The organism is Streptomyces sp. NPDC021080, assembly GCF_044333225.1.
Classification (GTDB): Bacteria; Actinomycetota; Actinomycetes; order Streptomycetales; family Streptomycetaceae; genus Streptomyces.
Genome location: NZ_JBIRQM010000014.1, coordinates 149,618 through 165,156, shown reverse-complemented (window position 1 = coordinate 165,156; position 15,539 = coordinate 149,618). Strand labels below are relative to the sequence as shown.

15 protein-coding genes are annotated in these 15,539 nt (G+C 70.4%); 7 read left to right on the top strand and 8 right to left on the bottom strand.

Features of this window, described 5'->3' with window-relative positions; all coding sequences use genetic code 11:
- Nucleotides 1-5: 5 nt before the first annotated feature.
- From ACH4S8_RS31440 to ACH4S8_RS31430, 3 genes are all read right to left on the bottom strand, one after another.
- Nucleotides 6-644, bottom strand: a complete 639-nt coding sequence (locus tag ACH4S8_RS31440; protein WP_398400021.1) for a TIGR03086 family metal-binding protein — start codon at nt 642-644, stop codon at nt 6-8.
- 89 nt (nt 645-733) lie between these two features.
- Nucleotides 734-1,375 (bottom strand): TetR/AcrR family transcriptional regulator, encoded by a 642-nt coding sequence (locus ACH4S8_RS31435; RefSeq protein WP_398400019.1) that lies wholly within the window; start codon nt 1,373-1,375, stop codon nt 734-736.
- Between the two features lie 166 nt (nt 1,376-1,541).
- The gene (locus tag ACH4S8_RS31430; protein ID WP_398400017.1) at nt 1,542-2,345 is read right to left on the bottom strand and encodes a hypothetical protein; all 804 of its coding nucleotides are present in this window, start codon (nt 2,343-2,345) and stop codon (nt 1,542-1,544) included.
- Nucleotides 2,346-2,737: 392 nt separating this feature from the next.
- Here ACH4S8_RS31430 and ACH4S8_RS31425 point away from each other — a divergent pair, with 392 nt between their 5' ends.
- The 4 genes from ACH4S8_RS31425 (at nt 2,738) to ACH4S8_RS31410 (ending at nt 6,429) form a co-directional block, all read left to right on the top strand.
- On the top strand, nt 2,738-3,370 hold the full coding sequence (locus ACH4S8_RS31425) for an RNA polymerase sigma factor (protein WP_398400015.1): 633 nt from the start codon (nt 2,738-2,740) through the stop codon (nt 3,368-3,370).
- The gene (locus ACH4S8_RS31420) at nt 3,367-4,518 is read left to right on the top strand and encodes a CU044_5270 family protein (RefSeq protein WP_398400013.1); all 1,152 of its coding nucleotides are present in this window, start codon (nt 3,367-3,369) and stop codon (nt 4,516-4,518) included. Before ACH4S8_RS31425 ends, ACH4S8_RS31420 begins: the two co-directional genes overlap by 4 nt.
- A gap of 63 nt (nt 4,519-4,581) precedes the next feature.
- Nucleotides 4,582-5,172, top strand: coding sequence for a chloramphenicol phosphotransferase CPT family protein (locus tag ACH4S8_RS31415; RefSeq protein WP_398400011.1), 591 nt, complete (start codon nt 4,582-4,584; stop codon nt 5,170-5,172).
- A gap of 381 nt (nt 5,173-5,553) precedes the next feature.
- Complete coding sequence (locus ACH4S8_RS31410) at nt 5,554-6,429, top strand: PhzF family phenazine biosynthesis protein (protein WP_398400009.1); 876 nt, start codon at nt 5,554-5,556, stop codon at nt 6,427-6,429.
- Nucleotides 6,430-6,663: 234 nt separating this feature from the next.
- On the opposite strand, the gene ACH4S8_RS31405 is transcribed toward ACH4S8_RS31410, so the two are convergent.
- Together ACH4S8_RS31405 and ACH4S8_RS31400 are read right to left on the bottom strand one after the other, a co-directional pair.
- Nucleotides 6,664-7,455 (bottom strand): hypothetical protein, encoded by a 792-nt coding sequence (locus ACH4S8_RS31405; RefSeq protein WP_398400007.1) that lies wholly within the window; start codon nt 7,453-7,455, stop codon nt 6,664-6,666.
- Nucleotides 7,456-7,679: 224 nt separating this feature from the next.
- Entirely contained in the window at nt 7,680-8,324 is a 645-nt protein-coding gene (locus tag ACH4S8_RS31400) for a molybdopterin-dependent oxidoreductase (protein WP_398400005.1), read from the bottom strand.
- Nucleotides 8,325-8,537: 213 nt separating this feature from the next.
- Here ACH4S8_RS31400 and ACH4S8_RS31395 point away from each other — a divergent pair, with 213 nt between their 5' ends.
- From ACH4S8_RS31395 to ACH4S8_RS31385, 3 genes are all read left to right on the top strand, one after another.
- Nucleotides 8,538-9,383 (top strand): MOSC domain-containing protein, encoded by an 846-nt coding sequence (locus tag ACH4S8_RS31395; protein WP_398400003.1) that lies wholly within the window; start codon nt 8,538-8,540, stop codon nt 9,381-9,383.
- A 69-nt stretch (nt 9,384-9,452) separates the two neighbouring features.
- Nucleotides 9,453-10,388 (top strand): LysR substrate-binding domain-containing protein, encoded by a 936-nt coding sequence (locus ACH4S8_RS31390; protein WP_398400001.1) that lies wholly within the window; start codon nt 9,453-9,455, stop codon nt 10,386-10,388.
- 101 nt (nt 10,389-10,489) lie between these two features.
- On the top strand, nt 10,490-11,650 hold the full coding sequence (locus tag ACH4S8_RS31385; protein ID WP_398399999.1) for an NAD-dependent formate dehydrogenase: 1,161 nt from the start codon (nt 10,490-10,492) through the stop codon (nt 11,648-11,650).
- A gap of 151 nt (nt 11,651-11,801) precedes the next feature.
- On the opposite strand, the gene ACH4S8_RS31380 is transcribed toward ACH4S8_RS31385, so the two are convergent.
- The 3 genes from ACH4S8_RS31380 to ACH4S8_RS31370 form a co-directional block, all read right to left on the bottom strand.
- On the bottom strand, nt 11,802-13,472 hold the full coding sequence (locus ACH4S8_RS31380) for a beta-1,3-glucanase family protein (protein WP_398399997.1): 1,671 nt from the start codon (nt 13,470-13,472) through the stop codon (nt 11,802-11,804).
- Nucleotides 13,473-14,036: 564 nt separating this feature from the next.
- Nucleotides 14,037-14,849, bottom strand: a complete 813-nt coding sequence (locus ACH4S8_RS31375; RefSeq protein WP_398399995.1) for a class I SAM-dependent methyltransferase — start codon at nt 14,847-14,849, stop codon at nt 14,037-14,039.
- Nucleotides 14,850-14,919: 70 nt separating this feature from the next.
- On the bottom strand, nt 14,920-15,423 hold the full coding sequence (locus ACH4S8_RS31370; protein ID WP_398399993.1) for an AAA family ATPase: 504 nt from the start codon (nt 15,421-15,423) through the stop codon (nt 14,920-14,922).
- Nucleotides 15,424-15,539: the final 116 nt, after the last annotated feature.

Genomic DNA, 15,539 nt, shown 5'->3' with positions numbered 1-15,539 from the left:
GGGTGTCAGGGGGTGGTCTCTCCTTCTCCCCGTCCGCCGATACCCGGGTTCCACCGGTGCGGATCCCGGCCCAGCAGACGCAGCGTCTCGTCCAGGGATCCCGACCCGCCGGGCACGCCCAGCGCCGGGGCGAAGGCGTTTCCGGGGCCGCGGGTGCCCGGATCGGCCGGGACCCGTCGGGCCACGGCGAGCGCCGCGCCGAGGACGTCGTCGGGGAGTTCCAGGCTCACGCCCAGGGTCGCGGCGACGTCCCAGGCGTGAACGACGTAGTCGACGAGGTGGAAGCGGACCGCTTGCCGTCCGGGAAAGCTTCCGCCCAGCTCGGGGAGGGCGAACTCCCGCTCTGTCAACCCGGGTTCGGCGAAGGCGGCGAGCACGTCCGTCGCGGCGGCCCGGTGGACCCGGGCCGGCTCGCTCATGTCCGCCGGCTCCTGCCAGTGCGCCGCCTCGTGCCCCGTTCCGCGTGCGGCCGCCGCGAACCCGAGGTGCTGTGCGGTCATGTGGGCCACGAGACGTCGAAGGTCCCAGCCCGCGCAGGGGGTGTCCCGGCCCCAGTCCGCGTCCTTTGCCAGTTCCACCACCCGCAGGGCCTCGTGCACGGCGATCCGGTCGAGCTCCACGATGTCCGCTCCGCTGACAGTCATGACCGGACGGTAAAACTGTGCGAACGGTCGTGCAATTTGTTTTTCGGTCACAGGGCCTTCTCGGGCTGTGGCGAAATGCCCTGGGGGGATCAGTCCTCCAGAGGCACGGGCGGTGCCCCGTCCGCCGAGGCGGCCCGCAACCGGTCGGCGATGCCCACCCGGGCCCGGTGATAGGCGCTCTCCTCGTCGTGCAGCACGGAAACGGCATTGGCCGTCTCCATCAACGCCACCAGCTCGAAGGCGAGTTGGGGCACATCGGTGCCCGAGCGCAGCTCGCCGCCCGTTCGGGCCTCGTCGATCGTGCGTTCCATCAGGTCCGTCCACGCCCGGTGCGCCGACACCACCGCGTCGTGCACCGGCCCGGTCCGGGCGTCGAACTCGGCGATGACCCCGTAGAAGAAGCAGCCGCCCGGGAAGACCCGGTCACGCGAGTATTCGAGCCACAACTCGCACAGCCGCCACACCCGTGCGACCCCCGGCGGGACCTGTTCGGCGGGCCGGATCACCCGCTCGGTGAAGATCCGGCCGGCTTCGCGCACGGTGGCGAGCTGAAGCTCCTGCTTGGACCCGAAGAGTGCGAACACCCCACTCTTGCTGAGCCCCAGCTCGGTCGCGAGCCGCCCGACGGACAGCGCCTCCAGCCCCTCGACCGATGCGATGCCGACTGTCCGGCCGAGTACCAACTGCCGTGTGCGGTTGCCCCGTTCGACCCGCCCGTCGGACCGCGTCATCTCCGCACTCCCGCACGCAACGGGAACGCGCCGTCTCGCGGGCCGGGTTCGTGGGGCAGCGGGCCGCCACCGGGGAATGCCGAATCGTGGGTCACGTCGGACCACTCTAGGAGTCCGGAGCCGATGAGCCGGATCCCGGCTCCTCCCTCCGCGGCGGGCCGGGATCTCAAGTCCGCCCGCTCGGCTGCGGCTTGCGCTCGACGTCGGTCACCTGCACGTCCTCCGTCTCCGGCGCCCCGAACGACTCGACGGTGACGCTACTGGTGCCTGCGCCTGTGCTGTCGGTGCCCGTGCCGGTGACCTCCAGGGCCAGGTGGCCGCCCATGAAGCGCAGGTCGAGACGGGCCCGGGGCGCGCCCGCGTGCTCCGGCATGCGGTGGATCCGTGAGCCGGGGTAGTCCAGACCCTTCAGCCTGGCGCGCACGGCCGCGTAGCTGTCGGCCGGCGTGTTCTGGAACGCTTCGGTGATCCGCCGCGCGTGCTCGGTGCCGGCGCACGTCTCGAAACCGGTGAGCGGCACCTCTCGGGGCGCCCCGGGGCGGGTGCTGGTGGTCGGCGCCGGCGGCGTGGGAACGTCCGAGGAGAGCGGAACCGCGATGTCGCCCTGGTCGTCCCGGACTCCCGGCGGGGTCTGGCCGGGCCCGTATCTCGGGGTCTGCGAGTCCTCTGCTCCCGGGATGTCCTCGGGCTGGGGAGCCTTGGAACCACCCTTGTCCGCAGGGGTGTTGGTCCCGGCGGACTTGTCCTTGGGGGCGTCCGTGGCGCACGTGTGGGTGACGAGGGCGATCAGGTCGAGGAAGCGTGTCTCCGGATCACCGGTGGATGCGTCGGGCCGACCGGCCGGGGAAGCGGCGGCGGTCGAGCGGGCGTGGCCGGCGGTGGCCGCGGGCCTCTGGGTGCCGCAGGCGGACAGGACCGCGCAACCGAGTGTGACGGCGAGGAGGGACTTCGTGAGGAAGATCGATCGCATGCACGCATCATTTGGCCGGCGGTCGGAACCTGACATGAGTAGCGGTACTCACCCTCGCCGCGTGCGGAGGCTTGAGTATGTACGGCGCCTGTCCGTGGGCCGTGTCAGGGGTCATATCGGCGGTCATGTCAGCGGTCACGTCTGTGGAGTGCCAACGCCCGGCGTTCTCGGGCCATTTGACCGGAGGTGGTCCTCGGCCGGGCTGCGGGACATGGGAGTGTCGAGGGCCCGTGCCGGACGGGACGACAGCCGGTGGGGCCCGGCTCGTGCGGTGACCGACTCCGGCAGGCCGGGCTCGGAGTCGTACCGAACCTCTCACCGCCGACGGGCAGGTGTGACCTGAGCCACGGAGACATCGCGGAACCCGGTGCCGCGTGCGGACAGGATCAGGCGTGGAACTTTCCTTGCGCGCCAGGCTGCGCTCCGGTGATCCGGAGGCATTCGGCTCGATATTCGACGAACATGCCCGCACGGTGCACCGGTACGCGGTCCGGGTCACCGGGAACTGGGCGACGGCCGAGGACGTGGTGTCGCTGACCTTCTTGGAGGCGTGGCGACTGCGCGGGACGGTGCGGCCCGAGGGCGACGGCCTGCTGCCGTGGCTGCTGGGCATCGCCACCAACGTGCTGCGCAACACCACGCGGGCCGCCCGCCGCTACGAAGCCGCCCTCAGCCGCGTCCCGCCGCACGACACCGCGCCGGACTTCGCGGACGAGGTCGTCGAACGGATGGAGGACGCCGGGCGACTGGCCGCTGCCCAGCGGGCGTTGCGGCGGCTGCGGCGCGGCGAGCGGGAGGTGTTCGCGCTCTGCGTGTGGACCGGCCTCGACTACGCGGCGGCGGCCGAGGCGCTGGACGTGCCGATCGGAACGATCCGCTCCCGCCTGTCCCGCGCCCGGCGCCGGCTGCGCGAGCTGACGGACGAGGAACTCGCCTCCGACAGGACGGAACCGGTCTCCCGTTCCGGACAGCAACAGGGTGGCCGCGCGATCGCGGCCCGGTCGATCCAGGAGCAGATCCGATGAACGCCAAGACGCCTCACCCCGACGGCTTCGACGCAACCGATTCCGCCGAACGCGCGGACGCGGCCCGGCTGTTGCCGTCCCCGGCCGCCCGGGATCTGCCCGACGACCGCCTGCGCGTCCTCAAGGAGCACCTGATGAGCGAGATCCATCGGTCCGTACCCGCGGCCGGACCCGAGACCCCCGCCACGGATGCCGTCGCCGCGCCGAGACGCCGACCGAGGCGCTGGGTGCCGCTCGTCGCTCCGCTGGCCGCGGCCGCCGTGGTGGTGGTGGCGCTCACCACCGGTGCCGACCATCACAGCAGGCCCGCCGACGCCACGAGGCAGGCCCCCTCCAAGGCGTCGCTGCTGCTGGAGAACGCCGCCGCCGTGGTCTCCCGCGCCCCGGCCGTCACGGTCGGCCGCGATCAGTACGTGTACGTCCGCAGCGTGTCCGCCGGACGGGACAACCCCTTGCGGGGGCAGTGGACCGACAAGCACGGCACGGTGCACAAGGAGTACTCCAAGACCCCGTCGAAGCTCACGAAGCCGGAGACTCTTCGGGAGTGGATCCCCTGGTCGCGGAGCCGGGGCGCCGCCCAGGCGTACGGCGACAAGGCCTTCGAACGCCTCGACCTCCCCGGCCCCGGGGAGGGGACGGTCGGAGGTCCCGGGCACACACTGAGCCCCTTCGAGGACCTGGCCGCGCTTCCGCACGATCCGGCCGCGGCGCTCCGGGCGATCGAAGCCGACCTGAACAAGCAGATGGAGAACGAGGAGAACACCAAGGGGGACGCCAGGAACACGCACCCCTCGAACAACACACCGTGGGTCTTCGACTATCTCGGCGGCATGCTCCAGGAATCCGTCGACCCGCGGACCACGGCGTTCCTCTACCGTGTCGCCGCGAAGATCCCGGGCACCACGGTGGTCCCCGACGCGGTGGACGCCGCGGGCCGGCACGGTGTCGCGATCACCCTGGACGGCGGAGCCCAGGACCGCCAGGAATGGATCTTCGACAAGTCCACGTACGCCTTCCTCGGATTCCGCGAAGTCACCCGGGAGGACACGGTGATCGGCAAGGCCGGCAGCGTGATCCAGACCACCGCGGTACTCCAGCGCGTTGTGGTGGATCGCCTGGGCCAGGAACCGCAGAAGAAGTCCCACTGACCTCCGCGCCGGGCGGCCGGCTTCGTCATGGCCGGAGACCGACAGCCGTGTGATCATCCCTCCATGACAGCCGGCCGCATCATCTTCCTCAACGGCACGTCCAGTTCGGGAAAGTCGAGTCTCGCCCGGGAACTGCTCGACGTGCTCGACGACGGTGTCTTCTTCCACTTGGCGGTGGACGGATTCAACGCCATGCGCACCAAGAGAACCCTCGGCGCCGAGGAACTCGACACCGCGCTGCGGCGGACCAGGACGGGCTTCCACCGCTCGATCGCGGCCATGGCCGAGGTGGGCAACGACATCATCGTCGACCATGTCCTCAGCGAACGCTGGCGGTTGCTCGACTGCCTGTCGGTTCTTCGCGCCGAGGACGTGCTGTTCGTGGGCGTCCACTGTCCGTTGGAAGAACTCGTACGGAGGGAACGGGCGCGCGCGGACCGCCCGCCGGGCCTGGCCGCGCAGCAGTTCGCCCTGGTCCACCGTCACGGCGACTACGACCTGGAGTGCGACACCAGCACGTCGAGCCCGCGTGAATGCGCCGAGAGGATCAGGGACTTCCTTCCCCGGCGCCCAAGTCGCACCGCCTTCGCCCGACTTCGGGACCGGTATCAGTCGGAGATCGCAGCCCTGGACACCACCTCGGGGCGGGCATGAGCCGCAGGCCCGTCCCCGCGTGCGGGGCCGCTGTCGTTTTCCCGCTCACCCTGGCCGCGATGACCGCCTTCCTCTCCAGATGTTCCTCGAACCGGGGGAGCCGAGGTGAAACTCGTCGCCCCTTCCGTCATGTACGTCTCGCGGGATCCGCCAGGCCTTCCACCTGAGCCCCGCGAAGGGAGCGAAGGCGGGCGACACCGTGGCGTGGTGTCGGCTTCCCGCCGCCGAGTCTGTCCGGAGCTGGGGCACCGACGCCATCGCCGGCCGGGGGTGTGCGGCCGTCCGGCGGTCGACGGCTCTTCGAAGGGACTCGATGGCCGACGCGTCCCGCTGCTGTGGATCTCGGGAATAGCCGGCGGGCATTCTCGCATTGTCACAAGCATGACGACGCATACACCGAGGTCCGAAGTACTGCGCTACACCGCCTTCTCCAGCGACCCCGAGGGCGGGAACCCCGCCGGTGTCGTTCTGGACGCCACAGCCCTGGACGACAAGGACATGCTCGCCATCGCCGCCGACCTCGGCTATTCGGAGTCCGCGTTCCTGACCCGGTCCTCGGAGGAGCCCGGTGACCCGGAGGGGAGGGCGTACGGCATCCGCTACTTCAGCCCGAAGGCCGAGGTGCCGTTCTGTGGCCATGCCACCGTCGCCGCCGCCGTCGCGCTCGCCGAGCGGACAGGGCCGGGGAAGCTCGTGTTCACGACGCGCGCCGGCACCGTGCCGGTGGAGGTGACCGAGGAGAGCGGGACGCTCCGGGCAACGCTCACCAGCGTCGAGCCGCACATCGAGAAGATCGCCGACGCCGACCTCGACGAGGCGCTCGCCGCGCTCGACTGGCCGGACTCCGACCTCGACCCGGCCTTCCCGCCCCGCATCGCGTTCGCCGGTGCCCGCCATCTCGTCCTCGCGGCGGCGACGCGTGCTCGCCTCGCCGATCTCGCCTATGACTTCGCACGCCTCGAAGCCCTGATGCACCGCCTGGACCTGACCACGGTCCAGTTGGTCTGGCGGGAGTCGGCCGCCGTCTTCCACGTGCGTGACCCGTTCCCCGTCGGCGGCGTCGTCGAGGACCCGGCGACCGGCGCCGCGGCGGCCGCGTTCGGCGCCTACGTCCGTGAACTCGGCCTCGCCCCCGAGGACGCCGTCCTCACCCTGCACCAGGGCGAGGACCTGGGCCGCCCCGGCGAGCTCACGGTGACCCTGCGCGCCGGCGACCCCCGCGTCCGCGTCAGCGGCGAAGGGACACGCATCGGCTAGCTCGTCGTCTCGGGGGGCGATCCGAAGTCGTCTCGACCGGGACGCTCCGGCCGACCGGCCGGACCTGGCGGCAAGGTTCTGGCCTTGCCGCCAGGTCCGACCGGCCGCCGTGCTGCGATCACGGCGCCTGCGGAGCGGACCGGTCCGGCGGTCGAGCGGCACCGCCGACGACAGCGCCGGGTGATCGTGCGGCACCGTCACCGGCGGAGTCACCGCCGGACCGGCCCGGTGCGGTCACCTGACGTCGACGAAGTCGCCGGTCGCCGTGGCCGGTCCCGTGGTGGTGCTGCCGGCGAAGACGAAGCGGAAGTAGCCGTCCTTCGTGGCCTTGGTGGTGGTCTTCAGCGCTCCGCTGCCGCCACTGGTGATGGTCTTCAAAGTGGTGTAGGTGGTGCTGCCCTTCTTGCGGAACTGCAGCTTGACCGAACGTCCTTCGTAGCCGGTGTAGGTGCCGGTCTCCCAGTTGGCGCGGCTCAGCTTGCCGGTGACCGTGATGGTCTTGCCCGCCTTGACCGGCTCGGGTGCGGCGTTCACCGTGATCTTGGCGTACCGCTTGATCTGCGCGGTGCCGGCGACGTCGACGGCCGTCCAGTCGTCGTTGACGTCCTGTGCTTCGCCGAGCACCTTCCAGGTGCCGGCGAGCCCGTTGTGGTCGAAGGCCGCGGCGGCGTCCACGACGAAGCTCACCTTGCAGTTGTGGGTGGTGCGGTCGGTGGGTGACACCGTGCAGGTGCCCGCCGGCGCGGCGAGCGGCAGCCTGCCGTCCTGGTCGTCGGTGTTGGGTCCGTGCCACAGATAGGCCCAGGAAGCGGCAAGTCCGTCCGGTTCCGTCACCGTCCACGTGATCGTGACGGTCTTCTTGGTGGTGAGGCCGAGCACGATGTCCTTGCCGCCGTTGACGACGACGTTCGAGAACGTCGCGTCGCTGGGCGCGGACCGGTCCGCCGCGTGGGCGGCGGCCGGGATCACCGACGCGGAAAGGACGGTGGCGAGGAACGCGGCGGCGGTTGCCGGGCGGATGCGCATGAAATCCCCCTTCGGGATCTTCGGGAACGCCGTGTCCTCGCGGCGAACCCGATGATGGGTCACGCTGCCTAGACCCTCAGGGGCCGGTCGCGGTTGCCCTGGTATTCGAAACTGTGTTTTCACCTGCCGGCAACCTGCGTGATCACCTGGCGCGCCGCACGCGAGGTCCGCGCACGGTCACAAGCCGGCGAGGGCGCCGCGGGAGCGCAACCGGGTGACCGGGCTCAGGAGTCCGGCCGGTGTGCGATGTCCTCTTCGTCCTCCTGGTAGGAGTAGCGCTGCTGCAGCCAGGGGTCGGCGAGGTTGTGATAGCCGCGCTCTTCCCAGAAGCCGCGCCGGTCGCCCGTCATGTACTCGATGCCGCGCAGCCATTTGGGGCTCTTGTAGCCGAAGAGGTGGGGGACGACCAGGCGCAGCGGGAAGCCGTGTTCGGCGGTGAGGGGTTCGCCGTTGTGGTGGGTGGCCATGAGGGTCCGGGACGAGGCGAAGTCGCTCAGGCGCAGGTTGGCGGAGTAGCCGTACTCGGCCCAGGCCATGACGTGCGTGACGCCCGGAGCGGGCGGGACCACGTCCAGGACGGTGGCGGCGGGGATGCCGTACCACTCGTGGTCGGTGGAGGTGGGCCCGCTCGCGCAGTGCAGGTCGGCGACGACCGTGACGTGCGGAAGCGCCGCGAGATCGTCGAACTTCCACTCGTGCGTGTCACGGGAGGCGGTGGCGCCGAAGACACGCAGGTTCCAGCGTTCGGGACGAAAACGCGGGACCGGACCGTAGTGCGAGACGGGCCAGCCGTGCACGTGGTGCTGTCCCGGGGGGACCCGGCCGGAGACTTCGGTCCGAGAGGAGTGTTCGTCGGCCACGGCCTGCACTCACGCCTTTCGTATGGTCCTTCTGTCCTACTTTCCTGTGCAGGGTATGCGCCCACCGCTCGTGGCGCCGCACACCGCCCACCCCGTCGGCGCGCCGCCCCGGTGCGAGCGAGTGGTGGCGGGTCGGTCACTGAGGGGGCCGTGGAGAACTCCCCACCCTCTGACGGTCGACAGCGCACATGACGCGGTCGGTTCGCCGTCCATACTTGGTTCATGGGGGCTGTGGCGGCGCTGTACCGCTATCCGGTGAAGTCGATGCTGGGGGAGACGCTGTCGGCCGTGGCGGTGGCCGAAACCGGGTTCCTCGGGGACCGGACCCACGCCGTACTCGACGAGACGGGCGCGGTGGGCAGCGCCAAGCACCCGCGCAAGTGGGGCGCGTTGCTGCGCTGCCGCAGCCGTCGGGACGACTTAGGCATGGTTCAGGTCGTACTGCCGGACGGTACCGCGTTGCCGGTGGCAGACCCCGAACTGGACGTGCTCCTGTCCAAGTTGCTCGGCCGGCCGGTGTTCCTCTCGGCGGTCGCACCGGAGCGCGGGCGGCTTGAACGTGCGGTGCCCGAGTACGAGGGCGGGGTACCGGATGCCGTGCGCGCGTCGGCGTCCGTCGATGCCACCGGGGCGAGCATCACGACGGGCAGTGTCGCTCCGGGCACGTTCTTCGACTTCGGGCAGGTCCATCTCGTCACCACCTCGGCCCTGGCCCGGATGCGCGAGGTGTACCCCGCCGGGGACTTCGACCCCCGCCGCTTCCGGCCGAATCTGGTCGTGGACACCGACACGGGCCCGGGTTTCCCCGAGGACGCCTGGCCGGGGGCACGGCTGCGCGTGGGGGAGGCGCTGTTCCGGGTCGTGGTGCCCACCCCGCGCTGTGTGGTTCCCACGCTGGGCCACGACGAACTCCCGGTGGACCCCGGCATCATGCGCGCGGTGGCCCGCGATCACCGCGTACCGGTGTTCGACCTGGGCCGGCTCTCCTGCCTGGGTGTCTACTTGGACGTGCTGGAACCGGGGACGGTCAGGGTGGGTGACGCGATCACGTTGCGGGAGGCCGCCTGACCGGTGCCGCGGACGGCCGTCCGTCCCAAGCTGTACGTCGGCACACCGGAATCCCCAGGGGGGTCGCGCATGCTGCTGCGCCAGCTCGAATACCTGGTCGCGCTCGCCCGGGAGCGCCACTTCGTCCGCGCGGCAGCGGCCTGTCACGTCTCCCAGCCGTCGCTGTCCGCCGCGATCCGCCGCCTCGAACACGAACTGGGCGTGCCCGTCGTGCGCAGAGGGAGGAAGTACGAGGGCCTGACGCCGGAGGGCGAGGTGGTGCTGGCGTGGGCGCACCGCATACTCGCCGAACGCGACGGTCTGCGGCAGGAGTTGTCGGCGCTGCGGGACGGACTGACCGGAACGCTCCGGCTGGGTGTCGTCCCGACGGCGCTGCCCGTCGCCTCCTTGCTGACGAACCCGTTCTGCGAGAAGTATCCGCTGGCCAGGGTGAGCATCGAGTCCCTGTCCTCCGCCGAGATCAAGCGAGGACTGACCGAGTTCGAACTGGACGCCGCGATGACCTACTTGGACGACGAGGCACTGGCCGGCCTGGGGCGGCTGCCGCTGTACGAGGAGCGGTACGTCCTGCTCACCCCGGTCGACGGGCCGCTCGCGGGACTGTCCAGCGTCCGCTGGGCCCGGGCCGCGTCCCTGCCGCTGTGCCTGCTCGGTCCGCGCATGCGCAACCGCCGTATCGTCGACGAGTGCTTCGCGGCCGACGGTGCCGAGGCGGCGCCCGCGATCGAGTCGGACACCGTCGCGGGGCTGTACGCGCACCTTCCGGGCGGGCGCTGGTCGAGCGTGATCTCGCACGCCTGGCTGCACATGTTCGGGGTCCCGGAAGCCATGCGGGTGGTGCCGCTGGAGGGTCCCGCGCACGGTCCGCGCGTGGGGTTGGTCGTCGGCCCGGACGAGCCGCCGTCCGTGCTCGCCCGCGCTGTGCTGACTGTGGCGCGGGAGGCGGGGGTGCGGGATGCCCTGGACGAACTCCTGCGTATCCATCTCGCGGAGCACGGGCGATAGTTCGCGGCTATACGGATATAGCGAAGATCGCTTTGACCGGGCTCTTCGTGGCCGGGGATCGTGAACGGCACCTTCCCGAACGCCAGTTGAGGAGCCGCGACATGGCCAAGGTGCTGTGTGTCCTGTACGACGACCCCACCGACGGGTATCCGACCGCGTACGCCCGCGACGAGGTGCCCGCCATCGACAGCTATCCCGGCGGCCAGACCGCCCCGACCCCCGAAGCGATCGACTTCACCCCCGGGCATCTCCTCGGCAGCGTCTCGGGCGAACTCGGCCTGCGCGGCTTCCTGGAGGAGGCGGGGCACACCCTGGTCGTCACCTCCGACAAGGACGAGAGCGGGTCGGTCTTCGACCGTGAACTGGCCGATGCGGACGTCGTGATCTCGCAGCCGTTCTGGCCTGCCTACCTGACCCCCGAGCGGATCGCCGCGGCGAAGAACCTCAAGCTCGCGATCACCGCGGGCATCGGCTCCGACCATGTCGACCTGGACGCGGCGGTCGCGCACGGTGTGACGGTGGCCGAGGTGACCTTCAGCAACAGCATCAGCGTCGCCGAACACGTGGTGATGATGACGCTGTCCCTCGTGCGCAACTACCTCCCCTCCCACCGGGTCGTTCTCGACGGCGGCTGGAACATCGCGGACTGCGTGGCCCGTTCGTACGACCTGGAGGGCATGCACGTCGGCACCGTCGCCGCCGGCCGGATCGGGCTCGCGGTCCTCAGGCGCCTCGCCCCGTTCGACGTGGAACTCCACTACACCGACCGGCACCGGTTGCCGGGCGAGGTGGAGGAGGAACTGGGCCTGGTCTTCCACGAGAGCGCGGCCGACATGGTGCCGCACTGCGACGTCGTCACCGTCAACGCACCGCTGCACCCGGAGACCGAGGGTCTGTTCGGCGACGACCTGCTGGCGACGATGAAGCGAGGCGCCTACCTCGTCAACACCGCACGGGCGAAGATCGTCGACCGGGACGCGGTGGACCGAGCGCTGCGCAGCGGGCGGCTGGCGGGATACGCGGGTGACGTCTGGTACCCGCAGCCGGCTCCCGCCGGTCATCCCTGGCGGACCATGCCGCACCACGGCATGACCCCGCACATCTCGGGCTCGTCGTTGTCGGCGCAGGCGCGGTACGCGGCGGGCACCAGGGAAATCCTGGAGTCCTGGCTCGCGGGCCGTCCCATCCGTGACGAGTACCTGATCGTCGACGGGGGAGCCCTGGCCGGCGCGGGCGCGCACTCGTACTCGGTGCGCACGTGATCGTGGAGCGGTGCAACCACCCTGGTGGGGTGGTTGCACCGCTGTCGGCGGACGTACATCGGCCAGGGCGTCGTGCGATGCCGTTATCCCGGTCGTGCAGCGGTCCGCCGGAGGACACCGTGCCCTCGGGCCGCTGTGGCGGCGCCGTGGGTCAGCTGGTGAAGGTGAACCAGTTGATGTTGGTGAAGTCCGCGCCGCTGCCCGACGAGAAGACCAGGTAGACGTCGTGGACTCCGGTGGCGGAGGCGACGATGTTCGCGGGAACGGTCTGCCAGGTCTGCCAGCCGCCGCTGCCGGCGAAGTTGATCTCGGCGATCTTCGTGCCGGTGGTGCTGTCGAGCCGTACCTGGACGGCACCGCTGACACCGGCGGCCGCGCCCGACGCCAGCCGGGCCTTGAACTGGGCCGGGGAGGCCGAACCGAAGTCGACGGAGGAGAACTTCAGCCAGTCTCCGTTCGAGATGTAGCCCACGTCGCTGCCGCCGCCGGTGTCCGTGCAGCTCTCGGTGGTGGTCCCGCTCTGTGCCGAGTAGGACTCCGCCTGGATGGTGCTGTAGGCACTGACGGTTCCCGAACCGCCCCCGGATCCCCCGCCGGAACCGCTGCCCGCGCCCAGGGTGATGTTCCACGAGGTGGGCGCCCCGTCCTGGATGTGCCCGTCGACGGGGGCCGAGCCGGTGGGGCCGACGTCGTCGTAGGGGAAGGCGTAACCGATGCTCGCGTACTTGTGGACCAGCCGTGCGTAGTGGTTGGTGATCGAGTCCGTGTAGTACTGCGAGGGCGTCACGCCGTCGGGGTTGTTGTTCCCGCCCGGGACCAGCAGCGAGCTGCGGTTGATCGCGGCGGCGAGCCGGGCGGCGATCGCCCCGCGGGCGTCCCCGCCGGAGTTGTAGAGGGGACCGGACGCACAGCCGAAGATGTCGACGGCGCTCGGCTTGGTGAACGGCACGCCGTTGGTGTTGAGCCCGGAGAAGACGATGGCGTTGCCGGAGACGGTGCCGGTGTAACTGCCGATGCTGCCCTGGCCGTTGATGGTCAGGGGAGTGGAGGCGTAGTGGCTCCAGACCCGGTTCAGATAGTCGTTCCAGTAGCCGCCGAAGTCCACCGGCGAGTGCGCGGGCGCCATGACGCGCAGCACCGCGCCGGAGGAGTCGGTGACGACCAGCCGGTCCCAGGGAGCTCCGTCGGAGGCGTGCTGCGTCTGCAGGCCGGAGGCGATGGAGGCGAGGGCGCCGGCGGGCAGCGGGCTGACCGTCTGGGTGCCCCCGCTGCCCGTGCTGGACATCGAGATGGGCAGCGCGACCATGTCGACGTAGGAGATGTTGGCGTAGAGGTTGGCGCTGTTGAACGTGAACTCGCAGAACGTCCAGTTGGTGGCCCAGTTGGGGTCGGAGCTCACCAGCGCCGGCTGTACCACGCCGGGCACGGTGCCCGGGTTGACGAAGAACTGCAGTTTCTTGTCGACCGAGAACCAGACGCGGCCGCCGATGATGTAGTCGGTCAGCGTGATGGTCTTGGCGGCCGAACCGGATGCGCCCAGCGCGATGGAGTAGTCGGCGATGGGGGTCACCGCGGACGACGGGTTGGGCAGCCGGTTCAGGGCGCCGTTCGCCGAGACGAAGACCGGCCAGCCGCTGCTGTCGGTACCGGATATGTAGGCGTAGACGGTGTCGTGGCCGGAGTTGTTCGCCAGTTTCACGGGGAGCGAGACTCCCGCTGCCGTCGCGGTGGACGTCAACGGTGAGACCGGTGAGAACGGGCTGAGCGCGGCCGTACCAGCGACGGCGGCGGCTCCGGACAGGAAAGAACGTCGGGAAACCACGGGGGCCCTCCCGGAGGGGGTGATGTTCCGTCAGCACAGGGACGGTTGGGGGGAGTTGGGGGGAGTTGCTTCATGTGGGGTTCTGTGCGGGGGTGACGTTATTGGACTGGACCAATTGCGTCAAGGTTGCGGAACTATTTCTTCCGTGTGACATGCCCGCGTCTCACCGGAGGCGCCATGTCATGGCGGTGCGATCCGGGAGAAAGCGCCGTGATCGGTCGCCGCGAAGACGGTCGCGGACTTGTGCGGGGGCGTACGGACGTTGCGCTGCCCGGTGCGCGAGGCGTCGTCCTGGGAGCGGCCGGGCCTGACCGGGCCGACGCCGGCCCTCTGGTGGCCGCGTCGGCAGTCCCCCGCTTCGCTCTTCGTCCGGACCCGCATCGGATACGGTCCGACGCCGATGCTCCGCGGGTTGCAGTCCGGTCCGTGAGGTTCCTGCGGTCTGTGAGGTCCGTGCGGTTCGCCCGTCGGCGCGAGGAAGGTGGCACGGACGGCGAGTCGGTCTAGCTCAGGTCGTCGTCACCCACGAAGGAAGCCTTGGCCCACCCGCTCGGCAGCTCCAACTCAAGCCCGGCCACGCGCCAGCAGAGCCGCGTGGGGCAACATCAGCACACCGCCCGGACCGGCGAACTCCGCGCACAACGACTCGAAGTGGTTCTTGATCCGGGCAATGACCGCCGGGCTCTGACTCGTCACGATCCGGCCGATCGTCGCCACTCCGGCGGCCGGTCCGCTCCACCACTCCTCAACCGTCGTCCGGTGGTCCCAGGTCAAGGTGTCGCAGACGACGTCTGTCAGACCCGCCTCGGCCAGCAGCGCGGCGAGGCCCTGTTCCGTACGCAGGAAGTCGTCCTCGGGAGCGAGGGCCGGCAGGTGAGCCGGGCGTGTGGCGCCCGCTGCCTGGACAGCCCTCCCCAGCAGGGCCTGCCCGGCGGCTGCGGGAACGGCCCAGATGGTGACGGCCATCCGTCCACCCGGCCGTGTCACCCGGCGCAGTTCCGACAGGGTTTCCCGGGGTCGCCCGACATGGTTGAGGACGAAGTTGGCGACCACGGCGTCGAACTCGTCGTCGGCGAACGGCAGATGGGGCAGGGCGGCAAGCCGTACGTCGGCCTCTGGAGCCGTCAGCGCGGCCCGGGCGACCATGCCGGGCTCGGCATCCACCGCCGTCACCTTCGCTCCCCGCTCACACGCGAGTGCGGCGACGGTGCCCGTGCCCGTCCCCACATCTAGGACCCGTACGCCCTGCGTCACCCCGGCGGCGTCGAGGAGCCCCGGCGCCGCGTGCGCGCAGAGCCTGGCGAAACTGGCGGCATAGGCCTCGGCCTGCCCCGCCCAGGTCCGCCGCTCGGACTTATCGAACGCCGTCTCAACCATTCGTCCCCTCCCAAGTCGCACTCTGCCGCACGATATCGGGCCTACCCGGTTCGTCCGGTCCATCCGGTCTTCAGGCCGAGGACTGGATGAAGACCTGCTCGCCCTCTCCGTCCGGCTCCTCGAAGACGGCCAGGTAGCGGTTGAACAGAGTCTCGTCCACGGTGACGGAGTTGGCGCCTGCCTCGCGGTTCCTCGCTTCCAGGCGCCGTTCCAAGATCGTCCGGTCGGCCTTGAGATGGATCAGTTCCCAGTGGTGTCCGCAGTTCTCGATCAGCGACTTGTAGTCATCGCGGGCGGCGCGGCTCCAGAAGCTGTAGTCCACTACGACATCACGCCCTGCCCGCATCAGCTCGACCAGTTCCTGCCGCTGCTCGCGGCGGACCTCTTCCTTGAGCCGGTCGAACGCCTCGGCCTCCAGCACCAAACCGGCATCACGCCGCCCGAGTCGCTGCCAGACCACCTCGTCGATCGAAAGCCGGACGTAACCGCGTCGCACCAGGTCCAACGCGTAAGTGGTCTTGCCCGCTCCCGGAAGACCGCACATCAGCACCACCGTGCTCACCTTCTGCGTCACGGTGCCAGGTTAGGCCCGCAGGCGCGAAGTACTTGCGCAGTCCGCCGACTGGGAGACGCGGGCTGAGCCCCGGCGGAACGGTTCTGGGGCGGCGGGCTCGGGCTGGGCGTGCTGTC